The organism is Streptomyces sp. NPDC058683 (genome assembly GCF_042716195.1).
Classification (GTDB): domain Bacteria; phylum Actinomycetota; class Actinomycetes; order Streptomycetales; family Streptomycetaceae; genus Streptomyces.
Genome location: NZ_JBHXSK010000001.1, coordinates 228,118 through 248,621, shown reverse-complemented (window position 1 = coordinate 248,621; position 20,504 = coordinate 228,118). Strand labels below are relative to the sequence as shown.

At 70.6% G+C, this 20,504-nt stretch carries 16 protein-coding genes; 4 read left to right on the top strand and 12 right to left on the bottom strand.

Annotated features, from left to right (window positions below):
• Positions 1–62 precede the first annotated feature (62 nt).
• The 8 genes from ACFWXC_RS01255 to ACFWXC_RS01220 form a co-directional block, all read right to left on the bottom strand.
• Positions 63–1,082: a TIGR03842 family LLM class F420-dependent oxidoreductase gene (locus ACFWXC_RS01255; RefSeq protein ID WP_382544992.1), complete on the bottom strand. Its 1,020-nt coding sequence runs from the start codon at positions 1,080–1,082 to the stop codon at positions 63–65.
• Positions 1,083–1,093: 11 nt separating this feature from the next.
• Positions 1,094–2,497 carry a dihydropyrimidinase gene (gene hydA, locus ACFWXC_RS01250; RefSeq protein WP_384471099.1) on the bottom strand — a complete coding sequence of 468 codons (1,404 nt, stop codon included), beginning with the start codon at positions 2,495–2,497 and terminating at the stop codon, positions 1,094–1,096.
• A 105-nt stretch (positions 2,498–2,602) separates the two neighbouring features.
• Positions 2,603–3,445, bottom strand: coding sequence for a nitrilase-related carbon-nitrogen hydrolase (locus tag ACFWXC_RS01245; protein WP_351730141.1), 843 nt, complete (start codon positions 3,443–3,445; stop codon positions 2,603–2,605).
• 170 nt (positions 3,446–3,615) lie between these two features.
• On the bottom strand, positions 3,616–5,199 hold the full coding sequence (locus ACFWXC_RS01240; protein WP_384471096.1) for a PucR family transcriptional regulator: 1,584 nt from the start codon (positions 5,197–5,199) through the stop codon (positions 3,616–3,618).
• A 217-nt stretch (positions 5,200–5,416) separates the two neighbouring features.
• A complete protein-coding gene (locus ACFWXC_RS01235; protein WP_384471093.1) occupies positions 5,417–6,703 on the bottom strand; it encodes an aspartate aminotransferase family protein in 1,287 nt (428 codons plus the stop codon).
• Positions 6,700–7,542 (bottom strand): nitrilase-related carbon-nitrogen hydrolase, encoded by an 843-nt coding sequence (locus ACFWXC_RS01230; RefSeq protein ID WP_384471090.1) that lies wholly within the window; start codon positions 7,540–7,542, stop codon positions 6,700–6,702. The genes ACFWXC_RS01235 and ACFWXC_RS01230 overlap by 4 nt, the downstream gene beginning before the upstream one ends.
• 137 nt (positions 7,543–7,679) lie before the next feature.
• Positions 7,680–9,131 (bottom strand): hypothetical protein, encoded by a 1,452-nt coding sequence (locus ACFWXC_RS01225; protein ID WP_384471087.1) that lies wholly within the window; start codon positions 9,129–9,131, stop codon positions 7,680–7,682.
• A 126-nt stretch (positions 9,132–9,257) separates the two neighbouring features.
• Positions 9,258–9,509, bottom strand: coding sequence for a helix-turn-helix transcriptional regulator (locus ACFWXC_RS01220; protein WP_351730127.1), 252 nt, complete (start codon positions 9,507–9,509; stop codon positions 9,258–9,260).
• Positions 9,510–9,566: 57 nt separating this feature from the next.
• On the opposite strand from ACFWXC_RS01220, the gene map reads away from it, so the two are divergent.
• Together map and ACFWXC_RS01210 are read left to right on the top strand one after the other, a co-directional pair.
• On the top strand, positions 9,567–10,346 hold the full coding sequence (map, locus tag ACFWXC_RS01215) for a type I methionyl aminopeptidase (RefSeq protein WP_384471083.1): 780 nt from the start codon (positions 9,567–9,569) through the stop codon (positions 10,344–10,346).
• A gap of 641 nt (positions 10,347–10,987) precedes the next feature.
• Positions 10,988–13,531: an ATP-dependent Clp protease ATP-binding subunit gene (locus ACFWXC_RS01210; protein ID WP_384471080.1), complete on the top strand. Its 2,544-nt coding sequence runs from the start codon at positions 10,988–10,990 to the stop codon at positions 13,529–13,531.
• 75 nt (positions 13,532–13,606) lie between these two features.
• Here ACFWXC_RS01210 and ggt read toward each other — a convergent pair whose 3' ends face one another.
• Positions 13,607–15,400: a gamma-glutamyltransferase gene (gene ggt / locus ACFWXC_RS01205; RefSeq protein WP_384471077.1), complete on the bottom strand. Its 1,794-nt coding sequence runs from the start codon at positions 15,398–15,400 to the stop codon at positions 13,607–13,609.
• A 143-nt stretch (positions 15,401–15,543) separates the two neighbouring features.
• Here ggt and ACFWXC_RS01200 point away from each other — a divergent pair, with 143 nt between their 5' ends.
• Positions 15,544–16,308, top strand: coding sequence for a hypothetical protein (locus tag ACFWXC_RS01200; RefSeq protein ID WP_351730115.1), 765 nt, complete (start codon positions 15,544–15,546; stop codon positions 16,306–16,308).
• Between the two features lie 117 nt (positions 16,309–16,425).
• The gene (locus ACFWXC_RS01195) at positions 16,426–18,030 is read left to right on the top strand and encodes an alpha/beta fold hydrolase (RefSeq protein WP_384471074.1); all 1,605 of its coding nucleotides are present in this window, start codon (positions 16,426–16,428) and stop codon (positions 18,028–18,030) included.
• Between the two features lie 43 nt (positions 18,031–18,073).
• Here the strand turns inward: ACFWXC_RS01195 and ACFWXC_RS01190 are convergent, their stop codons facing one another.
• The 3 genes from ACFWXC_RS01190 to ACFWXC_RS01180 are packed head-to-tail and all read right to left on the bottom strand — an operon-like array spanning position 18,074 to position 20,492.
• Positions 18,074–18,922, bottom strand: coding sequence for an amino acid ABC transporter permease (locus ACFWXC_RS01190; RefSeq protein WP_384471072.1), 849 nt, complete (start codon positions 18,920–18,922; stop codon positions 18,074–18,076).
• On the bottom strand, positions 18,919–19,563 hold the full coding sequence (locus ACFWXC_RS01185) for an amino acid ABC transporter permease (protein ID WP_384471069.1): 645 nt from the start codon (positions 19,561–19,563) through the stop codon (positions 18,919–18,921). The genes ACFWXC_RS01190 and ACFWXC_RS01185 overlap by 4 nt, the downstream gene beginning before the upstream one ends.
• A gap of 11 nt (positions 19,564–19,574) precedes the next feature.
• The gene (locus tag ACFWXC_RS01180) at positions 19,575–20,492 is read right to left on the bottom strand and encodes a glutamate ABC transporter substrate-binding protein (RefSeq protein WP_384471066.1); all 918 of its coding nucleotides are present in this window, start codon (positions 20,490–20,492) and stop codon (positions 19,575–19,577) included.
• Positions 20,493–20,504: the final 12 nt, after the last annotated feature.

Genomic DNA, 20,504 nt, shown 5'->3' with positions numbered 1-20,504 from the left:
GGGGTGTGGGGGACCCCCTTCCCGGGACGGCGGGAAGGGGGAGATCAACGGGTGTGCGGGGATCAGCCGTTGACGGCCGGGATGACCTTGCTCCCGTACGCGTCGATGGTGGCTTCCTGCGCGTCGTGCATGTCGTAGACGGCGAACTGGTCGACGCCCAGCTCGCGCAGCGCGTTCAGCTTCTCGATGTGCTTCTCGGCCGGTCCGATGACGCAGAACCGGTCGACGATCTCGTCGGGTACGAACTCGGTGTCGGGGTTGCCGCTGCGCCCGTGGTGCGAATAGTCGTACCCCTGCCGGGACTTGATGTAGTCGGTGAGTTCCTCGGGTACGGCGGCGGAGTGCTCGCCGTACTTGGCCACGAGGTCGGCGACGTGGTTGCCGACCATGCCGCCGAACCAGCGGCACTGGTCGCGGGCGTGCGCCAGGGCCTCGGGCGAGTCGTCCTCGGTGACGTACGCCGGGGCGGCGACGCAGATCCTGACCTCGGACGGGTCGCGTCCGGCAGCCACCGCCGCGTCCTTCACCGCCTTCACCATGTACTCGGTGAGGTAGAGGTCGGAGAGCTGGAGGATGAAGCCGTCGGCCTCCTCACCGGTCATCTTGAGCGCCTTCGGGCCGTACGCGGCCATCCAGACGGGGAGTTCGGCACCGGGCTTGATCCACGGGAAGCGGATCACCGTGCCGCCCAGGTCGGCCTCGTCGCCCCGGCCCAGGGCGCGGATGACCTTCATGGCCTCGCTGATCCGGGCGAGGGTGTTGGGCTTGCGCCCCGCCACCCGCATCGCGGAGTCGCCGCGGCCGATGCCGCAGACGGTGCGGTTGCCGAACATGTCGTTGAGGGTGGCGAAGGTGGAGGCGGTGACCTCCCAGGTGCGGGTGCCCGGGTTGGTGACCATCGGCCCGACCGTCAGCTTCGTGGTGTTGGCGAGGATCTGGCTGTAGATCACGAACGGTTCCTGCCAGAGCACGGCGGAGTCGAAGGTCCAGCCGTAGGAGAAGCCGTTGCGTTCGGCCCGCTTCATCAGGCTGATGACACGGGAGGCCGGCGGGTCGGTCTGCAGGACGAGTCCGAAGTCCATGGGCGCCACTCCTAGTTGAGGTACTGACAGGTGGAGCGCGGGGTGTAGACACCGTGCCCGGCGTGTCCGGTGTACTCCCGCTCGGTGATGACGAGTTCGCCGCGCGAGAGGACCGTCTCGACCCGGCCGGTGAGCCGCTTGCCCTCGTACGCCGAGTAGTCGACGTTCATGTGGTGGGTCTCGGCGGAGACGACCTGCTCGGCGTGCGGGTCGTAGATGACGACGTCGGCGTCGGCACCCGGGGTGATGGTGCCCTTCTTCGGGTACATCCCGAACATCCGGGCCGGGCTTGCACAGGCGATCTCGATCCAGCGGCGGCGCGAGATGTGCCCGTCGACGACGGCCTGGTGAAGCAGGTCCATGCGGTTCTCGACGCCGGGCAGGCCGTTGGGGATCTTCGAGAAGTCGCCTCGCCCCAGCTCCTTCTGGCCCACGAAGCAGAAGGGGCAGTGGTCGGTGGAGACCACCTGGAGGTCGTTGGTCCGAAGGCCCTGCCAGAGCTTGGCCTGGTGCTCCTTGGGCCGAAGGGGCGTGCTGCACACGTACTTCGAGCCCTCGAAGTCCGGCTCGGCGAGGTTGCCGGTCGACAGGAACAGGTACTGCGGGCAGGTCTCGCCGAAGACGGGCAGCCCCTCGTCGCGTGCCCGCGCCAGCTCGGCCACCGCCTCCATCGCCGAGACGTGTACGACGTACAGGGGCGCGCCGGCCACCTGCGCGAGCTTGATGGCCCGGTGCGTGGCCTCGGCTTCGAGCAGGGCCTTGCGCACCTCGCCGTGGTAGCGGGGGTCGGTCTCGCCGCGGGCCAGCGCCTGCTCCACCAGCACGTCGATGGCGATGCCGTTCTCGGCGTGCATCATGATCAGTCCGCCGTTCTCGGCGGAGCGCTGCATGGCGCGCAGGATCTGGCCGTCGTCGGAGTAGAAGACGCCCGGGTAGGCCATGAACTGCTTGAAGGAGGTCACCCCCTCCTCGACCAGCAGGTCCATCTCCTTGAGCGTCTCCTGGTTCACATCGGAGACGATCATGTGGAAGCCGTAGTCGATCGCGCAGTTGCCCTCGGCCTTGGCGTGCCAGGCGTCGAGCCCCTCGCGCAGACCGTGCCCGACGCTCTGCACCGCGAAGTCGACGATCGTCGTCGTACCGCCCCAGGCGGCGGCGCGGGTGCCGGTCTCGAAGGTGTCGGAGGCGAAGGTGCCGCCGAACGGCAGTTCCATGTGGGTGTGGGCGTCGACGCCGCCCGGGATGACGTACTTCCCGGTGGCGTCGATCGTCCGCTCGGCGGTGAAGGCCTCGGCGGCGGGGGTTCCGGAGGCGGCGAGGGCGGCGATACGGCCGTCCTCGATCAGGACGTCGGCGTGGATCTCGTCGGACGCGGTGATGACGAGTCCGCCGCGGATTACTGTACGGCCGGTCATGGGGTCCTCTCCTTCGTGGTCATGTGCGGGTCCGACGGTGGCTGGTCGCGCCTACGCGGCGGCAGCCGCATATCCAGTGCCGCCCCGCGCCCCTATGGGGCGCGTCTACGGAGCCGTCAGTGGGCCGTACGCGTCCGGGCGGCGGTCCCGGAAGAACTGCCAGCGGTCGCGGACCTCGCGGAGCTTGGCCAGGTCCAGGTCGCGGACGACGAGTTCGGTCTCCTTGTCGGAGGCCACCTCGCCGGCGAACTGGCCCTCCGGGTCCACGAAGTACGAGGTCCCGTAGAAGTCGTTGTCGCCCAGGTCCTCCACGCCGACCCGGTTGATCGCGCCGACGAAGTACTCGTTGGCGACGGCCGCCGCCGGCTGCTCCAACTGCCAGAGGTAGCGGGAGAGTCCGCGCGAGGTGGCCGACGGGTTGAAGACGATCTCCGCACCGCCGAGGCCCAACGCCCGCCAGCCCTCCGGGAAGTGCCGGTCGTAGCAGATGTAGACGCCGATCTTCCCGACCGCGGTCTCGAAGACCGGCCAGCCCGCGTTCCCCGGGCGGAAGTAGAACTTCTCCCAGAAGCCGGGCACCTGGGGGATGTGGTGCTTGCGGTACTTGCCGAGGTACGAGCCGTCCGCGTCGATCACGGCCGCGGTGTTGTAGAGGACGCCGGGCTGCTCCTCCTCGTACACCGGCAGGATCAGGACGATGCCCAGCTCCCGGGCGAGGGCCTGGAAACGCTGGACGACCGGGCCGTCCGGTACCTGCTCGGCGTACTCGTAGAACGCCTTGTCCTGGACCTGGCAGAAGTACGGTCCGTAGAACAGTTCCTGGAAGCACAGGACCTGGGCGCCCTGCGCGGCCGCGTCGCGGGCCGCCTGCTCGTGGACCTGGATCATCGACTCCTTGTCGCCGGTCCAGGCGGTCTGGAACAGGGCGGCTCGAATCACTCGGCTCATCGGGACCTCCGGTCGCTCGGGCATGTGTCGCTCGATGTGCGAGGAGCCTAGGAAGTCCGAAAGCGGGCTTTGAGTGGCAGCGTGTCACGTCTGCGGGCGCTCCGCGTGTCACCGTGTCACGCGGTCGTCGGCTCATGTTTCACCGCCGTTTTCCCAGGTCGTCGCATGTTTCACCCCTGTTGCGCGTCATGTGCGAGGAGTGCGATGTGCACGGAGGCCGCCTGTTCGAAATCGTCGAGGTCGACGCCGAGCCGGGCCTGTATCGCCTCCAGGCGGCGGTACAGCGCGGGCCGCGAGACGTGGTGCAGCTGGGCGGTGCGGGACTTGTTGCGGCCGGTGGCGAGATACGTCCGCAGGACGCCGAGCAGGTCCTGGTCGACGCCCTTTCCGCACAGCAGCCCGTCCAGCTCGCGCTCGGCGAAGGACTGGACGTGCGGGTCGTCGCGGAGCAGCCGGATCAGGCCCCGCAGGTGTACGTCCTTGAGCCGTACGACGGGTGGCAGGTCGAGGGCGTCCGAGGAGTCGGCGACGGCGTCGGCCACGTGCCGGGCCTCGCGCAGGCCGGCGGGCACGTCGTCCCAGCCGGTACGGGGGCCCGCGGCGGCGACCACCGCCTGCGGCTGAGCCGCCTCGCCGTGCAGCCGGACGGCGAAGTGCGTGGCGAGGGCGTCGGCGTCCTGGTCGCGGGCGAGGCTGAGCAGGACGGCGGTGACCTGTTCGGTGAGCTCCGCGACGAGTCCGGGCAGCCCCAACAGGCGCAGGGTCCGCTCCAGCTGGGCCGGTTCGGCGTCCCGTACGACGAGGGGGACGAAGGTCCGCCGGTTGACCGGCAGTCCGGCCGCCCGCGCCCTGGGCAGCAGCTGCCGGGCCGGTACGACCCCGGAGACCAGGTCGGTCAGCAGGCTCTGCGCGGACTGCTCCTCCCAGCTGTGGGCGGAGCCGCCGCCGAGCATGCGGTGCAGGACGAGGGCCTCGGCGCCGCGGTCGGCGAGCAGCCGCCCGGTGGCGGTGTCGCCGCGGTAGCCGCAGAGCATGATCTGGCCCCAGCGCTCCCCGCGGCCGCCGAGTTCGGCGCGGATCCAGCCGCCGCCCTCGCCGCCGCCGGCCTGCCGGGCGATGCGTTCCCAGTCGCGCAGCACGTCGTCCACGGCCGACCGCTCCCCCGCGGTGGCCAGCACCCGGTGGGCGAGGTTGGTGACGACGACCGGGCAGGCGCTGTGCACGGCGACCTCGTCGAGGAGGCGTTGCAGGGGGGCGCCGGCGGTGATGAGGCCGGTGAGGGCGGTACGGACCGACTCGGAGAGGCTGACGGCGGCGAACTTCCGCCGTACCAGCCGGGATTGGACCTCCTCCGTCAGTTCGGCGAAGGGGAAGGGGCGGTGCAGGACCACGAGGGGGAGGCCGCAGCGGTCCGCCGCGCGGCGCATGGCGTCGGGTGGGGACGGGAAGGCGCGGCCGAGGCCGAGGACGACCGCGGCGGCCTCGGCCCGGTGCAGGGACTGGATGTACTCGGCCTGTTTGTGCGCGTCGCCCGCGAGCAGGACGCCGGTGGTGAGGACCATCTCGCCGCCGGTGAGCATGACGCCGACGTCGGGGGCCTCGGCCACGTGCACCCAGCGGACGGGGCGGTCGAGGTGGGTGGCACCGGCGACCACCTCGGGGTCGCCGGCCAGGACCCGTTCCAGGGCGAGGATCTGACGGACCGACAGTATGGGGGTGTCTGTGGTGTTCGGGGGATCCCAGGTGGCGGTCATCTTGCGTGATCCCTTGGTTGGATTCGGTGCGTTCGAAGACTGCGGGCCGGTGGGGGCTGGTCCCGCCCACGCGGCGGAGCCGCACATCGATTTGGCCCCGCGCCCCCGAAGGGGCGCTGTGCAGCCCCCTGCCTTTAGGGGCGCGGGGAACTGCGCGATCGGCCACGACGGCGCCGCAGTCGGCACACAACGGGTCGCGGCACTTCCGGCGGAGCACCTAGTAGGCACTCCTCAACGCCTGTTCCAGGATCGCCGCCCCCTCTTCCGCCTCCGCCACCGTCAGCGACAACGGCGGGGCGATGCGCAACGCGCTCGTGTTGTGGCCGCCGCCCTTGCCGACCAGGAGGCCGGCTTCGCGCGCCGCTTCCAGAACCGCCGACGCGGACTTGGGGTCGGCCTCGTCCGTGCCGGGCTTGACCAGCTCGACACCGATCATCAGACCGCGGCCCCGGACCTCCCGTACGCCGGGCAGCTGGGCGGAGACGGCGCGGAGACGTTCGATGAGCAGGCCCCCCACCCGGCGGGCGTTGCCCTGGAGGTCGTGGTCCAGGAGGTACGCCAGGTTGGCTAGGCCCGCCGCCATGGTGATCTGGGTGCCGCCGAACGTCGAGATGCTGTTGGAGTCCAGGCAGTTCATGATCTCGGAGCGGGCGATCACCCCGCCGATGGACATGCCGTTGCCGATGCCCTTGGCGAAGGTGACGATGTCCGGCGGGCCGCTCTGGCCGTGTGCCTGCCAGCCCCAGAAGTGCTCGCCGGTGCGGCCCCAGCCGGTCTGCACCTCGTCGGCGATCCAGAGGATGCCCTGCTCCTGGAGGACCTTGCGGAAGGCCGCGTACAGCCCGTCGGGCGGGGAGGTGAAGCCGCCGACGCCCTGGATGGGCTCGGCGATCAGTGCGGCCGGCGGGCGGGTGTGGCCGAGGAGGTCGCGCAGGTCGTCGACGCAGGCCGCGATGAAGTCACGGTCGTTCAGCTCGGCGTACGGGCCGCGGGTGCGGACGCCGCCGTGGACGTACAGCGTCTGGAGCGGCGAGAGGGAGGTCGGGGACCATCCCTTGTTGCCGGTGATGCCGACGGCGCTGAAGGAGCGGCCGTGGTAGCTGTTGCGCATCGCCAGGATCGTGTTGGTCCGGCGGTAGGTGGTCGCGAGCAGCAGGGCGGTGTCGTTGGCCTCGGTGCCGGAGGTGGTGAAGAAGACCCGGGCGTCCGGGATGCCGCTCAGGTGGGCGACGCGTTCGGCCAGTTCGACCATGGGGCGGTTGAGGTAGAGCGTGGAGGAGTGGATGATCCGGCCGGCCTGCTCGCTCACCGCCTTCGTCACCTCGGGGAGGGCGTGCGCGGTCATCGTGGTGAGGATGCCGCCGAAGAAGTCGAGGTAGCGGTTGCCGTCCGCGTCCCAGACGTGCCGGCCCTCGCCGTGGGTGATCTCCAGCGGCTCGTCGTAGTAGAGGGCCAGCCAGTCGGGCAGGACCTGGCGGTGACGGGCGAAGAGGTCGTTGTTCACGGCTGTACCAGCCCTTCGTAGGCGTCGGGACGGCGGTCGCGGTAGAAGGCCCACTGCTGCCGTACTTCTTCGATCAGGTCGAAGTCGAGGTCACGGACGACCAGTTCCTCGCTCTTGTCGCTCGCCACCTCCCCCACGAACTGCCCACGCGGATCGACGAAATAGCTCGTGCCGTAGAAGTCGTTGTCGCCGTACTCCTCCTGGCCCACCCGGTTGATGGCGGCGACGAAGTACTCGTTGGCGACGGCGGCCGCGGGCTGCTCCAGCTGCCAGAGGTGGGCCGACAGGCCGCGCGAGGTCGCCGACGGGTTGTAGACCAACTGGGCTCCGTTGAGCCCGAGTTGCCGCCAGCCCTCCGGGAAGTGGCGGTCGTAGCAGATGTACACGCCGATCTTGCCGACGGCGGTGTCGAAGACCGGCCAGCCGGCGTTCCCGGGCTTGAAGTAGTACTTCTCCCAGAAGCCCTTGACCTGCGGGATGTGGTGCTTGCGGTACTTGCCGAGGACGCTGCCGTCGGCGTCGATCACGACGGCGGTGTTGTAGTAGAACCCGGACTGCTCGACCTCGAAGACCGGGACGACGACGACCATGCCGGTCTCGCGGGCCAGTTCCTGCATGCGACGGACCGTGGGGCCGTCCGGGACCGGCTCGGCCCAGCGGTAGTGCTCGGGCTCCTGGACCTGGCAGAAGTAGGGGGCGTTGAAGACTTCCTGAAATCCGATGATCTTCGCACCCTGGCGGGCCGCCTCGCGGGCGAACACCTCGTGTTTCGCCACCATGGACTCGGTGTCGCCGGTCCAGGTGGCCTGGACCAGAGCGGCGCGTACGACGTTGGCCATGAGCTGCTCCTTCTACGCCCGTAGAGGGTCGAAAGTAAGCCTCCTCGGAGTCCTTGCCAAGACCATCGTCGTTAAGCCGCCGAGTCGATCTCGTTTCTAACCTGGCTGGCGGATGCACGGGCCGATGCGCACGTCCGTCAGGAAGCGAGGCCGGCCACCCTGAGCGCGTGCAGCAGGTCCCAGTGGCGCTGGTCCGAGATCGCCTGGGCCGAGCGGAGGAGCAGCGGAACCAGTCGGTGCGGGTCGGGTTCCGCGCTGTGCGCCGCCTCCTCCGGGGTGCGGACCTGGACGTAGGTGTCCAGCAGGGCCCGGACCTCGCGGTGGCGGCCCGCCGTGTCCAGGGCGAGGACGGCCTCGCCGATCTCGGTGGCGGGGCGGACCACGCCCTGACGGAGGATCTGGCGGCCGTCGGCGGTCCGGCCCGCGGCGGTCAGGGCGTCGGCGGCCGCCACCAGCCGGGCGGGCGGCAGTGAGGCCGTCTCCCACAGCAGCGTGGCCCAGTCGGCGCCGAGCCCGGCCCGCTGGAGGGCGTCCGCGAGCAGGGGGAACCGGGCGGCGGGCCACTGCGCGGCCTCGGCCAGAAGTGCGTGTGCCTCGCCGGTACGGCCCTCGGCACGCAGCCGTTCGAGTCGCGCCACGGCACCCGCCACGGCCTGTCCCGCCTCCTCGTCGGCCTGCTCCACCACCGGCTCCGGCCGCACCGGCGCCTCGGCGGCCCCGGCGAACCGGGCCCCGCGCGGGGTACGACGGCCACCGGGGGCCGCGGGTACGGCCGCCTCGGGTGTCTGCGGTACGGCGGAGGGCACGGCCTCGTCCTCTGCCATCCCGGCGAAACGGGCACTGCCCCGTCGCCGCTTGCGCTGCTTGGCGGGGGCGGGGGCGGGCGCCGGGGCTTCGGACGCCTCCGGGGCGGGAGACGGCGGGGCTGCACCGCCGTCGGGCGTGACCCCGCCCGAACGGCCGCGCATCCTCGTACCGGTCGCGGAGACGTGCGCGGTCACGGACGTGTGTGCGGTCACGGACGCGTGTGCGGCCGCGGTCGGTTCGGCGGCCGGGCCGGGAGACGGCGGCCCCGGCTCGGCCCGCTGGTCCAGCCGTCCCATGCGGGACCGGAGTTCGGCACACCGGACGGAGGCCCGGTCGTGGTCGTCGCGGGCCCAGGCGAGGTCGATGTCGAGGGCCTCGGCCTCCTCGCGGGAGCGCGCGGCGCTGTACGCGCGGCCGAGCTGGGCCAGCCGCTCGGCGGCGTAGCGCTGTTCGCGGAGCGTGACATCGAGGCGATCGCTCAGGTCCTCCCGGGCACCCGGCCGGGCGTCGTAGGCGGCGAGGGCGCCGGCGTGCAGCTGCCGGGCCTGCCCGGCCGCACGGGTGGCGGCCTCGGGGCCGTAGGCGGTCGCGAGGTCCTGGAGGAGCGCCTCCACGACGTCCCAGGGCGGGACCTCCCGCCCGCCGAGGCAGGCCTGCATACCGTCGGGATCGCGCTGCCAGAACACCGCGCACCAGCCGGCGCCCTGGTCCAGGCGCGCCAGCAGGCCGTTGAGGTAGTTCGTGAACTCCCGTACCCGGCCCGGGAGCTGATCCACAGTCATCGCTCGACTCCCGCCCGACCGGAACACTCCGGTTCCGTAGGCAACACCAGTTGTGTTACGGGGCTGCTACGGGGAGTTTTCAGCGGGCGCGCAGAGCCCTCATTACGGGATCTTGACCGATGCGCGTCACACCGGTGCCAGCGCGCAGCGGGCCACCAGTTCGTCCATCGACAGGCCGAGCGCGCGGGCCAGCGCGGCGACGGTGAAGAAGGCGGGGGTCGGCGCCCGGCCAGTCTCGATCTTGCGGAGCGTCTCGGCCGAGATACCGGCCTCGGCCGCCACCTCGGTCATGCTCCGGCCGCCGCGCGCCTCGCGCAGCATCTGCCCGAGCCGCTCGCCGCGTTCACGCTCTTCCGGGGTGAGGGGGGTGCGCACCATGCCATCAGTCTAAGCCGTCATTCTAATCCGGTCTAGAAAGCCGGTATAGTAATTGGCATGGTGGAACTGAAGACAGACGTATCGATCGACGCGATGTACGGGGCCGGCCAGGTCCTCGGGCAGGCCCTGACGGCCGTACGAGAGGCCGCCGCCGTCGGTGTCTCCCTCCTCGAGCTGGACGAGGTGGCGCGGGAGGTGCTGAGGGCGGCCGGGGCCTCCTCCCCCTTCCTCGGCTACCGGCCCTCCTTCGCGGCCACCCCGTTCCCCGCCGTCATCTGCGCCTCCGTCAACGACGCGATCGTGCACGGCATCCCGACCTCCTACCGGCTGCGCGACGGCGACCTGGTCTCCATCGACTGCGGCGCCGAACTCGACGGCTGGGTCGGCGACTCGGCGATCAGCTTCACGGTCGGCAGGCCGCGGCCGGAGGACGTACGGCTCATCGAGACGGCCGAGCGGGCCCTGGCGGCGGGCATCGCGGCGGCGGTCGTCGGCAACCGCATCGGCGACATCGCGCACGCCGTCGGCAGCGTGTGCCGGGAGGCCGGCTACGGCATCCCGCAGGGCTTCGGCGGACACGGCGTGGGCCGCCGTATGCACGAGGACCCGGAGGTGCCGAACGAGGGCCGCCCCGGCCGCGGTCTCCCGCTCCGGCACGGCATGGCCCTCGCGATCGAGCCCATGCTGATCGGCAGCGGCCGGGACGGCTACCACGAGGCTCCCGACGGCTGGACCCTGCGTACGAACGACGGCTCCCGCGCGGCGCACGTGGAGCACACGGTGGCGATCACCGAGGCGGGGCCGCGGATCCTCACGGAAAGGAATTCAAAGAACTGACACAGCTCAGTCCTGCGAATTTCTAATCGCGATATGCGGTCCGATACCGCACGAATGAATTTTCCGAAGCGCTGAACAATGACAGCCGTCCCCCCGTACACATATCCGTGACGGGCGGATAAACAGCCGTCCACATCAGCGAAGGAGTTCTCATGGAAAACGTGCGCATGCGAGTTCCGGTCCCCCTGCCCCCGCGGCGGCGCCCGGTGCCTCCGCCGCAGCCCCCGCAGGGGAAGCGGCCACCCCGGCCGCGCCCGGTCGGCCGCTGATCACGTGACGTAACACTCCCGTCGGCGCGGGCCGAGCGAAGGTGTGCCCGCCTTCGCTCGGTCCGCGTCCGGCATCCCGAAAGAATTCACTCATTGACCGCCGTGGCAGGTCGGACGATATCCGTAGGAGCAATACCGCGGCAATTCCGGTTTTCCTGAGGACCGGCCGGACGGAGCGCGACCGGGTGCGCCCGCGGGGTGCCGTCCCGCGCGCAACGCCGCCCGGGCCCGCGGTGCTGCACATGCCCCCCTCGGGCGGGCGTGCGAAGGTGGTGTGACCGGGCCCTGCAGGGGGCACCCGCGTGGACCGGCCACGTCGACCAGCGAGCGCGTCCCGCCAGGCGCCGGGATGCCGGAACGGAACGAACGCTCATGAGCAGCGGTTACCCCGGACCGAGCGACTTCGGACAGGATCCTTTCGGAGAGTTCCTCGCCCGCTTCTTCGGCGGCGGCGGGGAACGCCCGGGCCCCCGTCAGATCGACATCGGCAGGCTGCTCAGCCAGCCCGCCCGGGAGCTGGTCAAGGGCGCCGCCCAGTACGCCGCCGAACACGGCAGCCGGGATCTCGACACCGAGCATCTGCTGCGCGCGGCCCTGACGGCGGAGCCGACGCGCTCCCTGCTCAGCAGGTTCGGTGCGAATCCCGACTCACTCGCGACGGAGATCGACGGCCGCGCCGGCCCGATCCAGCACCCGCCGGGCGAGGCGCCCCCGCCGACCTCGCTGTCCCTGACCCCGGCCGTCAAGCGGGCCCTGCTGGACGCGCACGACCTGGCCCGGGCCGGGGGCGCCGGATACATCGGCCCCGAGCACGTGCTGGGCGCGCTCGCCGCGAACCCGGACTCGGCCGCCGGGCACATTTTGAACGCGGCCCGGTTCGCCGCCGGCCTGCCGCCGGAGGCCCCGGAGACCGAACGCCCCCTCACCGGCACGGACAGCCGGCGGCGTAGCACCACGCCGACGCTGGACAAGTACGGCCGCGATCTGACCGGGCTGGCCGGGGAGGGCCGGATCGACCCGGTCATCGGCCGCGACGACGAGATCGAGCAGACCATCGAGGTGCTCTCCCGGCGCGGCAAGAACAACCCCGTGCTGATCGGCGACGCCGGTGTCGGCAAGACCGCGATCGTCGAGGGCCTGGCCCAGCGGGTCGCCGACGGCGACGTGCCGGACATCCTGTCCGGGCGCCGGGTGATCGCCCTCGACCTGCCCGGCGTGGTCGCGGGCACCCGCTTCCGGGGCGACTTCGAGGAGCGCCTGACCAACATCGTGAACGAGATCCGCGCCCACTCCGACCAGCTGGTCGTCTTCATCGACGAACTGCACACCGTGGTCGGTGCCGGAGGCGGCGGCGAGGGCGGCTCGATGGACGCGGGCAACATCCTCAAGCCCGCACTGGCCCGGGGCGAGCTGCACATCGTGGGCGCGACCACCCTTGAGGAGTTCCGCAAGATCGAGAAGGACGCGGCGCTGGCCCGCCGCTTCCAGCCGATCCTGGTGCCCGAGCCGACGGTCCCGGACACCATCGAGATCCTGCGCGGCCTGCGCGACCGCTACGAGGCCCACCACCAGGTCCGCTACACCGACGAGGCCCTGGTCGCCGCCGTGGAGCTCTCCGACCGCTACCTCACCGACCGCAGGCTCCCGGACAAGGCGATCGACCTGATCGACCAGGCCGGCGCCCGGGTCCGCCTCGGCGCCCGCACCAAGGGCACCGACGTACGCGCGATCGAGCGCGAGATCGAGCAGCTCACGTGCGACAAGGACCAGGCGGTCGCCGACGAACAGTACGAACGCGCCACCCAGCTCCGCGACCGCATCGGCGAGTTGAGGACTCGCACCACCGAACTCTCCGGTGAGGACGAGGTGGACGAGGGGCTGAACCTGGAGGTGACGGCCGAGGCGATCGCCGAGGTGGTGTCCCGCCAGACGGGCATCCCGGTCAGCAGCCTCACCCAGGAGGAGAAGGAGCGGCTGCTCGGCCTGGAGGCGCATCTGCACCATCGGGTCATCGGCCAGAACGAGGCGGTCGCGGCCGTCTCCGAAGCGGTGCTCCGCTCCCGCGCCGGGCTCGCCAGCCCGGACCGCCCGATCGGCAGCTTCCTCTTCCTCGGCCCGACCGGCGTCGGCAAGACCGAACTGGCCCGCGCGCTCGCCGAGGTCCTGTTCGGCAGCGAGGACCGGATGGTCCGGCTGGACATGAGCGAGTACCAGGAGCGCCACACCGTCTCCCGCCTGGTCGGCGCCCCGCCCGGCTATGTCGGCCACGAGGAGGCCGGGCAGCTCACCGAGGTGGTGCGCCGTCACCCCTACTCGCTCCTCCTCCTCGACGAGGTGGAGAAGGCCCACCCGGACGTCTTCAACATCCTGCTCCAGGTCCTGGACGACGGCCGCCTGACCGACTCCCAGGGCCGCACGGTGGACTTCACCAACACGGTCATCGTGATGACGAGCAACCTGGGCTCGGACGTGATCACCAGGCGCGGCGCCGGCATCGGCTTCGGCCCCGGCGGGGAGGAGGCGACGGAGGAGGCCCGCCGTGAACAGGTCCTCCGCCCGCTCCGGGACCACTTCCGCCCGGAGTTCCTGAACCGCATCGACGAGATCGTGGTCTTCCGCCAGCTCACCGGCGACCAGCTGCACCAGATCACCGAACTGCTCCTGGAACACACCCGCCGCATGCTGCACGCCCAGGGCATCACGGCCCACTTCACGGACGCGGCGGTCGACTGGCTGGCAGAACACGGCTACCAGCCCGAGTACGGCGCACGACCGCTACGGCGGACCATCCAGCGAGAGGTCGACAACCAGCTGTCACGGCTGCTTCTGGACGGCACGGTCACGGAGGGAAGCAGGGTGACGGTGGATGTCATGGACGGTCACTTGGAGTTCCAGCCGGAGAAGGCGCCCCTTTAGGGGCGCGGGGCTGTGTCGATGTGCGGCTGCCGCCGCGTGGGCGCGACCAGCCCCCCACGCACCCGCAGCCGGCACCTAAGGCGCAGGATTCACCACCTGAGCCGACCCACCGCCCCGCCGCCGGGTCTCCGCCGCCGCCAGCCACTTCCCACCCGGCAACCGCTGCACCCCCGTAGCCGCCCCGATCTCCGGATTCAACGAGAACGCGTGCCCGATCGCCTCCAACTTCCCCTTCAGCACAGGGTCGTTGTACAGCGCCGGTTCCAACTCGGTCTTCGCCGCGTTCCGCTGCGACGCCCGAGGCGCGGCGATCGCGTCCACCAACGGCAGATGCCGGTCGAGGAACTCGGTCAGCACCTGGAGCACGGTGGTGATGATGGTCGCCCCACCGGGCGAACCGACCGCCACCACCGGCCGGTTGGCCTTGTCCAGCACGATCGTCGGCGAGATGGAGGACCGCGGCCGCTTGCCCGGCCCCGGCAGGTTCGGGTCGTGCACCGCGGGGTTCGCCGGCGTGAACGAGAAGTCGGTCAGCTCGTTGTTGAGCAGGAACCCGCGCCCCGGCACGGTGATCGCGCTGCCGCCGGTCTGCTCGATGGTCAGCGTGTAGGAGACGACGTTCCCCCACTTGTCGGCGACCGTGAGGTGCGTCGTGTTCTCGCCCTCGTACGTGGTCGGCGCCGCCGTCCCGGTCGACCCGGGGTTGTTGGGGTCGCCCGGCGCGACCGGGCTGGTCAGCACCGCGTCGTCGCTGATCAGCTTCGCCCGCTCGTCGGCGTACCGCTGCGACAGCAGCCCCTTCGTCGGCACGTCCTCGAACGCGGGGTCGCCGACCCACCTCCCCCGGTCCGCGAACGAGATCCGGCTCGCCTCGATGAAGTGGTGCAGGTACTGCACCTCACCGGCCTTCGAGAGGTCGGTGTTCTCAAGGATGTTGAGGGCTTCCCCAACAGTGGTCCCACCGGACGAGGACGGCGCGATCGAGTACACCTTCAGCCCGCGGTACGCCGTCTCGGTGGGCGCCTGCACCTTGGCCCGGTAGGCCGCCAGATCCTTCGCCGACAGCTTGCCCGCCCGGGCCTTCCACCCCGAACCGGGATCCACCGGGGGATGGTTGACCGTCGACACGATGTCCTTGCCGAGGTCCCCCTGGTAGATCGCCCCGACCCCCTTGCGCCCCAGCTCCCGATAGGTCCGGGCCAGCTCGGGGTTCTTGAAGGTCGACCCCACCACCGGCAGCTGCCCGCCCGGCAGGAACAGCTTCGCCGTGTCCGGGAAGTACCGGAACCGGGTCTCGTTGGACGCGGTCTGCGACCGGAAGGTGTCGTCGACGACGAACCCGTTGCGCGCGATCCGCTCGGCCGGCTTCAGCACCGTGCCCAGCCGTTCGCTCCCCCACCGGTCCAGCGCCGTCTGCCAGGTGGCGGGCGTACCGGGCGTACCGACGCTCAGCCCGCTGCTGACGGCGTCCGCGAAGGCGAGGGGCTTGCCGTTCTCCACGAAGAGGTCGGAGCCGGCGGTCAGCGGTGCGGTCTCGCGGCCGTCGATCGTGTGCACCGTACGGGACTTGGCGTTGTAGTAGACGAAGTAGCCGCCTCCGCCGACGCCGGAGGAGTAGGGCTCGGTGACGCCGAGCGCGGCGGCGGTCGCCACGGCCGCGTCGACCGCGTTGCCGCCCTTGCGGAGCACCTCGATACCGGCGGCGGTGGCGTCCGCGTCCACGCTGGAGACCGCACCGCCGTAGCCGACGGCCACCGGGGACTTCGCGACGGCCGCACCGCCGGGAGCGGGAGGCGCTGCCGCCCCTACCGACACCACGACGGCCGAGACCGCCAGAACGGTCAGTTTCCGCGTGACAGGGCGACGCATCCGCACCTCCAGTTCCGGAACGTCCGCGCAGCGTATCGGCGGGGCCCCGGCCCCGACAGCCACATTCAGGGCACTGTCATATGACCGCCACACTTCGAACACGGGTACGTTCCGGCCACCTGTGACCGCTACCATGCGCGCCCATGAATGACGACCTGCGCAACATTATCCTTGGCGTCGTGGCCGCCGGCATCAGCGCGGCGCTCGGCTGGCTGGCCCGCACCTCGCTGTGGCGGCGCGGCCTGCGCCGCAAGCAGGCCTTTTTCGGTCTTCCGGAGAACTCGGAGTCGCTGCTGGTCGTCAACCGCGATCCGGCCACCTCCGAACCCGCGGTGCACCGCCTGGACGTGTTCGCGCTCCTGGAGCTGGCCGCGCTGATCAAGGACTGCGGCGCCAACCTCCAGATGGTGACTCAGGACAACGTCCAGCAGGGCTTCGGCGAGCGCACCGAGTTCTGCGTGGGCGGGCCCGGGTCGAACCGGCGCATGCTGGCGCACATGTCGGCGATGCTCCCGGGCGTGCGGGTCAACATCGACCCGGAACCGGGTCCGGACCGCGGCGCCTTCCAGATCGGCACCGAGCGCTACCGCCTGGACCCGGGCATCACGGAGTACGTGCTGCTGGCCCGTCTCACCGCCGGCCAACGCCCCGACGCGCGCCCGGTGTTCCTGTTCTGCGGACAGCGCGCGATCACCAACCAGGCGGCCACCCGCTACCTCGCCCGCAACCACGAGCGGCTCGCCCGCAAGCACGGCAACAGCACCTTCGTGCTGCTCCTCAAGGTGGTCAACTCGCAGGCGTACGGCCCGGACGTGGTCGAACTCGTCTCGGACGTCACCCGCGCCGCCCAGGCGCCGCTGCCGCCCGCCACGACCGAGACCGCACGCTCCTCGCACCGCGCCTCCTGAGTAGCTGCACCATTCAACAATCGTTACCCGCACGTAACTTACCGACGGGTTACTTACGGTAAGTCGTCGCGGTTACCGTCTGGTCACTTTGCACTTACACGAGTGAGGAGTGACCCCATGGGACGAGGTCGCACCACAACGAGCCGCCGCAATACCGCCGGCCGCCGCACCGCCGCTCTGCGCACGACCGCCGCGGGGGCCGTCTCGGCGGCGCTGGTCGCCGCCGGCGTCGTCGGTCTGGCGCCGGCCGCACAGGCCGCCGCCTCCGTCCGCTTCGTCGACATCACCGGCGACGGCGGCACCGTCCTGAAGGCGAACGTCGTCACGCCCGCGGGCGTCGGCGCCACGCACCGCTACCCCCTCATCGTGCTGCCCACGAGCTGGTCGCTGCCCCAGATCGAGTATCTGGCCCAGGCCCAGAAGCTCGCCGACGCCGGCTACGTCGTGCTCAGTTACAACGTGCGCGGATTCTGGCAGTCCGGCGGGCAGATCGAAGTGGCCGGTCCGCCGGACGTGGCGGACGCGTCCAAGGTCATCGACTGGGCACTCGCCAACACCACCGCCGATCCCCGGCACATCGGCATCGCGGGGGTCTCGTACGGCGCCGGGATCAGTCTGCTGGCCGCCGCGCACGACAAGCGGATCAAGGCGGTCGGCGCGCTCAGCGGCTGGGCGGATCTGATCGACTCGATCTACTCGGGCCGGACCCAGCACGTCGAGGCGGCCGCCCTCCTGGACGGCTCGGCGACCCTCACCGGGCGCGAGAGCCCCGAAGTCCGGCAGATCTTCAAGGACTTCTACGCCTCGAACCTGGAGCGGGAACAGGACATGATCGCCTGGGGGGCGAAACGTTCCGTCGCGACCTATGTCGACCAGCTCAACAAGAACGGCGCGGCCGTCTTCATGGCCAACGCCTGGAGCGACTCCATCTTCCCGGCCAACCAGTACGCCGACTTCTACGGGAAGCTGACCGGCCCGAAGCGCCTGGAGCTGCGCCCCGGCGACCACGCCACCGCCGAGCTGACCGGCCTGCTGGGGCTGCCCAACGACGTGTGGACCGACACCGAGCGCTGGTTCGACCACTACCTCAAGGGCGAGGACAACGGCATCGACCGCGAGCAGCCGGTCCAGCTCAAGTCCCGCACCGACGGCGGCTACGAGGGTTACCCGGACTGGAAGTCGGTGGGCGCCACCCGCAAGAAGGTCGCCCTCGCCGGCTCGACCACGATCCACGCGAACGTCGACTCGGGCGCGGACGGCGGGGTCGTCCTCCTCTCCGGCCTCCTCGACCAGATCGCCCGGCTGCCGCCGGTCGCCGCGATCCCGCTGCTGCCCCGCCGCTGGGCCGCGGTCTGGCAGTCCGAACGGTACGCCGGCGCCCAGCGGGTGCGCGGCACGGCCCGGCTGCACACGACCCTCACCCCGACCAAGGAGAGCGGCACCCTCGTGGCCTATCTGTACGACGTGGGCCCGCTCGGCCTCGGCAAGCTGGTCACCAACGCGCCGTACACCTGGTACGGCCGGACGCCCGGCAAGGCGTTCGACGTGGACCTGGACCTGTTCTCCACGGCCTACGACGTGCCGGCCGGGCACCGGCTCGCGCTGGTGGTCGACACGGTGGATCCGCTCTACATCGAGCACAACCCGTCCGGCGCGCAGCTGACCTTCTCCTCGCCGGTGGACGACCCGTCGTACGTGTCCGTTCCGCTGCGCGAGCAGTGATCTCCGGCTGCCGCCGGCCGGGCCTGGCCCTGGCTGCCGCCCCCTACGGCAGCAGCATCCCTGGTTCGGCCGGGGCCACCTCGACGGCCTCGGTCTTGGGACTGCGCCGCTCCCGTCTGGCCACCCAGCCGGCGAACCACGAGAGCAACATGCACATCCCGATGTAGATCGGCGAGATCACCATCACCACAGGGATGAAGGGCAAATCGTAGTCGAGGTTGGATGCGATCAGTTTCCCGGCATGGAGGAACTCCTCGTAGGTGATGAGATAGCCCAGCGAGGTGTCCTTGAGGGCCACCACGAGCTGGCTGATGATGGCGGGCAGCATGGCCCGTACGGCCTGTGGCACCAGGACGTAGGACATGACCTGGGTCTTGCGCATGCCGAGCGCGAACGCGGCCTCTCCCTGGCCGCGTTCGACGCTGTTCACCCCGGAGCGGAATACCTCGGCGAGCACCGAGCCGTTGTAGAGGGTGAGTCCGGCGACCAGGGCGGGCAGCGGCTGGACCTTCAGCGCCACGAAGATGAAGAAGATCATCACCAGTACGGGCATGGCACGGAAGAACTCCACGACGACGGTGGCCAGCCAGCGCACCGAACGGTGGTCGGAAAGCCGTCCGGTGGCCAGCAGGCCGCCCAGCGCGAGGGAGAGGACGGCGGCCATAGCGAAGGCCGCGAGCGTGTTGCCGAGGCCGCGCAGCAGGAGTTCCTGGATGCCCTTGTACGCGAAGGGCATCCACTTCGTATGCGTGAACTGTCCGGTGTCGAAGAGGAGATAGAGGATCCAGGCGACCAGAGCGAGGATGACGAGGGTCGACAGGATGCCGTACACCGTGTGCCGTCTTCTGGTGACGGGACCCGGAACGTCGTAGAGCGCGGTGGCCTCGGTCATCGGGCGACCCCCCACTTCCGCTCCAGCACGTTGAACACGGCGCTGATGGCGAGGGTGATGACGAGGTAGCCGACGGCGATCCAGACGAACGTCCAGACGATGTTGTAGCCGAGCTCGCTCAAGGTCTTGTAGGTGCCGAGGAGTTCGGTGACGCTGAACGCGCCCGCGATCGCGGAGTTCTTGGCGAGCGCGATGAGGGTGGAGCCGACCGGCGGGATGACCGACCGGAACGCCTGGGGCAGGATCACCAGGCCGAGGGTCTGCCCGAAGGTCATGCCCAGGCTGCGGGCCGCCTCGCCCTGCCCCTTGGGCACGGTGTTGATGCCGGCGCGCAGTGCCTCGCAGATGAACGCCGAGGTGTAGCAGCCGAGCGCGAGGACCGCGAACACCTGGAAGGGCAGCACGAGTCCGAACCGGGGCAGGCCCAGCAGCACCGCGAAGAACAGCAGGGTGAGCGGGGTGTTGCGGAGCACGGTGACCCAGGCCGTGCCGAGGATCCGCAGGGAGCCGACGGGGGCGACCCGGAAGGACGCCATGAGGAAGCCGAGGACCAGGGCGAGGACCGAGGCGTAGACGGTCAGTTCGACGGTGCCGAGGAAACCGTGGGCATACGTGGCGAAGTTGTCTGTCAGTACGTTCATGCCGTCCTCGCTCAGCTCGCGGGATAGCGGTCGATCGGGGGCGGTTTCGGGGCGGGGACGCCGGACAGGCCGAGCGTCGCTTCGTAGGCCTTCTTCCAGTCGCCGTTCTTCTCACGGGCCTCCAATGCGTCGTCCATCGCGAAGCGCAGGGCGGTGTCGCCGCGTGGGACGCCGATGCCGTACGGCTCCTCGGAGAAGGGCTTGCCGACGACCTTGAGTTCGCCGGGGGCCTTCGCCGCGTAGCCGATGAGGATGGCGTCGTCGGTGGTGACGGCGTCGACCTGGTAGGTGAGCAGGTTGTCGACGCACACGGAGTAGGTGTCGTAGGCGACCAGGATCGCCTTCGGGAACTCGGTCTTGATCCGCTGGTACGGCGTCGAACCGGCGGCCGAGCAGACGCGCTTGCCGGCCAGGTCCTGCGGGCCGTGGATGTCGTTCTCGTCGTGGCGGACAAGGAGGGACTGGCCCGCCATGTAGTACGGCCCGGCGAAACCGACCAGCTTCTTGCGGTTGTCGTTGATGGTGTAGGTGCCGACGTAGAAGTCGATCTGGCCGTTCTGCAGGGCGGTCTCGCGGTTGGCGGAGGCGATGGTCCGGAAGCGGATGGTCTCCGGGGCGAGGCCGAGGGAGGCGGACATCATCCTGGCGATCTCGATGTCGAAGCCCGAGTAGACGCCGGCGGCCGGATCCCTCTCGCCGAGGTAGGGCTGGTCCTCCTTGACGCCGACGGTGAAGTGACCGCGCTTCTTCGCCCGATTCCAGGTCGGGGAATCGGGCAGCCGGAAGTCCTGCGCCACCTGGTAGTCGGGCAGCGCCTCGGCCGCCGGCCCCTTCTTCGGCGGGCTGCCCTCCTTGCCGCAGCCACCGGCGGCGGCGAGCAGTACGGTGAGCAGGGCCACGGCGCTGGGCACACGGGCGGTACGGGCCATGGGTGGTGTTCC

Excerpts from the sequence above, each read along its gene's own strand:
- ACFWXC_RS01225 (WP_384471087.1), bottom strand. The coding sequence starts at position 9,131 with ATGACTGTGGATCAGCTCCCGGGCCGGGTACGGGAGTTCACGAACTAC.
- hydA (WP_384471099.1), bottom strand. The coding sequence starts at position 2,497 with ATGACCGGCCGTACAGTAATCCGCGGCGGACTCGTCATCACCGCGTCC.
- map (WP_384471083.1), top strand. The coding sequence starts at position 9,567 with ATGGTGGAACTGAAGACAGACGTATCGATCGACGCGATGTACGGGGCC.
- ACFWXC_RS01220 (WP_351730127.1), bottom strand. The coding sequence starts at position 9,509 with ATGGTGCGCACCCCCCTCACCCCGGAAGAGCGTGAACGCGGCGAGCGG.
- ACFWXC_RS01195 (WP_384471074.1), top strand. The coding sequence starts at position 16,426 with ATGGGACGAGGTCGCACCACAACGAGCCGCCGCAATACCGCCGGCCGC.
- ACFWXC_RS01210 (WP_384471080.1), top strand. The coding sequence starts at position 10,988 with ATGAGCAGCGGTTACCCCGGACCGAGCGACTTCGGACAGGATCCTTTC.
- ACFWXC_RS01245 (WP_351730141.1), bottom strand. The coding sequence starts at position 3,445 with ATGAGCCGAGTGATTCGAGCCGCCCTGTTCCAGACCGCCTGGACCGGC.
- ACFWXC_RS01255 (WP_382544992.1), bottom strand. The coding sequence starts at position 1,082 with ATGGACTTCGGACTCGTCCTGCAGACCGACCCGCCGGCCTCCCGTGTC.
- ACFWXC_RS01200 (WP_351730115.1), top strand. The coding sequence starts at position 15,544 with ATGAATGACGACCTGCGCAACATTATCCTTGGCGTCGTGGCCGCCGGC.
- ACFWXC_RS01185 (WP_384471069.1), bottom strand. The coding sequence starts at position 19,563 with ATGAACGTACTGACAGACAACTTCGCCACGTATGCCCACGGTTTCCTC.
- ggt (WP_384471077.1), bottom strand. The coding sequence starts at position 15,400 with ATGCGTCGCCCTGTCACGCGGAAACTGACCGTTCTGGCGGTCTCGGCC.
- ACFWXC_RS01230 (WP_384471090.1), bottom strand. The coding sequence starts at position 7,542 with ATGGCCAACGTCGTACGCGCCGCTCTGGTCCAGGCCACCTGGACCGGC.
- ACFWXC_RS01180 (WP_384471066.1), bottom strand. The coding sequence starts at position 20,492 with ATGGCCCGTACCGCCCGTGTGCCCAGCGCCGTGGCCCTGCTCACCGTA.
- ACFWXC_RS01240 (WP_384471096.1), bottom strand. The coding sequence starts at position 5,199 with ATGACCGCCACCTGGGATCCCCCGAACACCACAGACACCCCCATACTG.
- ACFWXC_RS01190 (WP_384471072.1), bottom strand. The coding sequence starts at position 18,922 with ATGACCGAGGCCACCGCGCTCTACGACGTTCCGGGTCCCGTCACCAGA.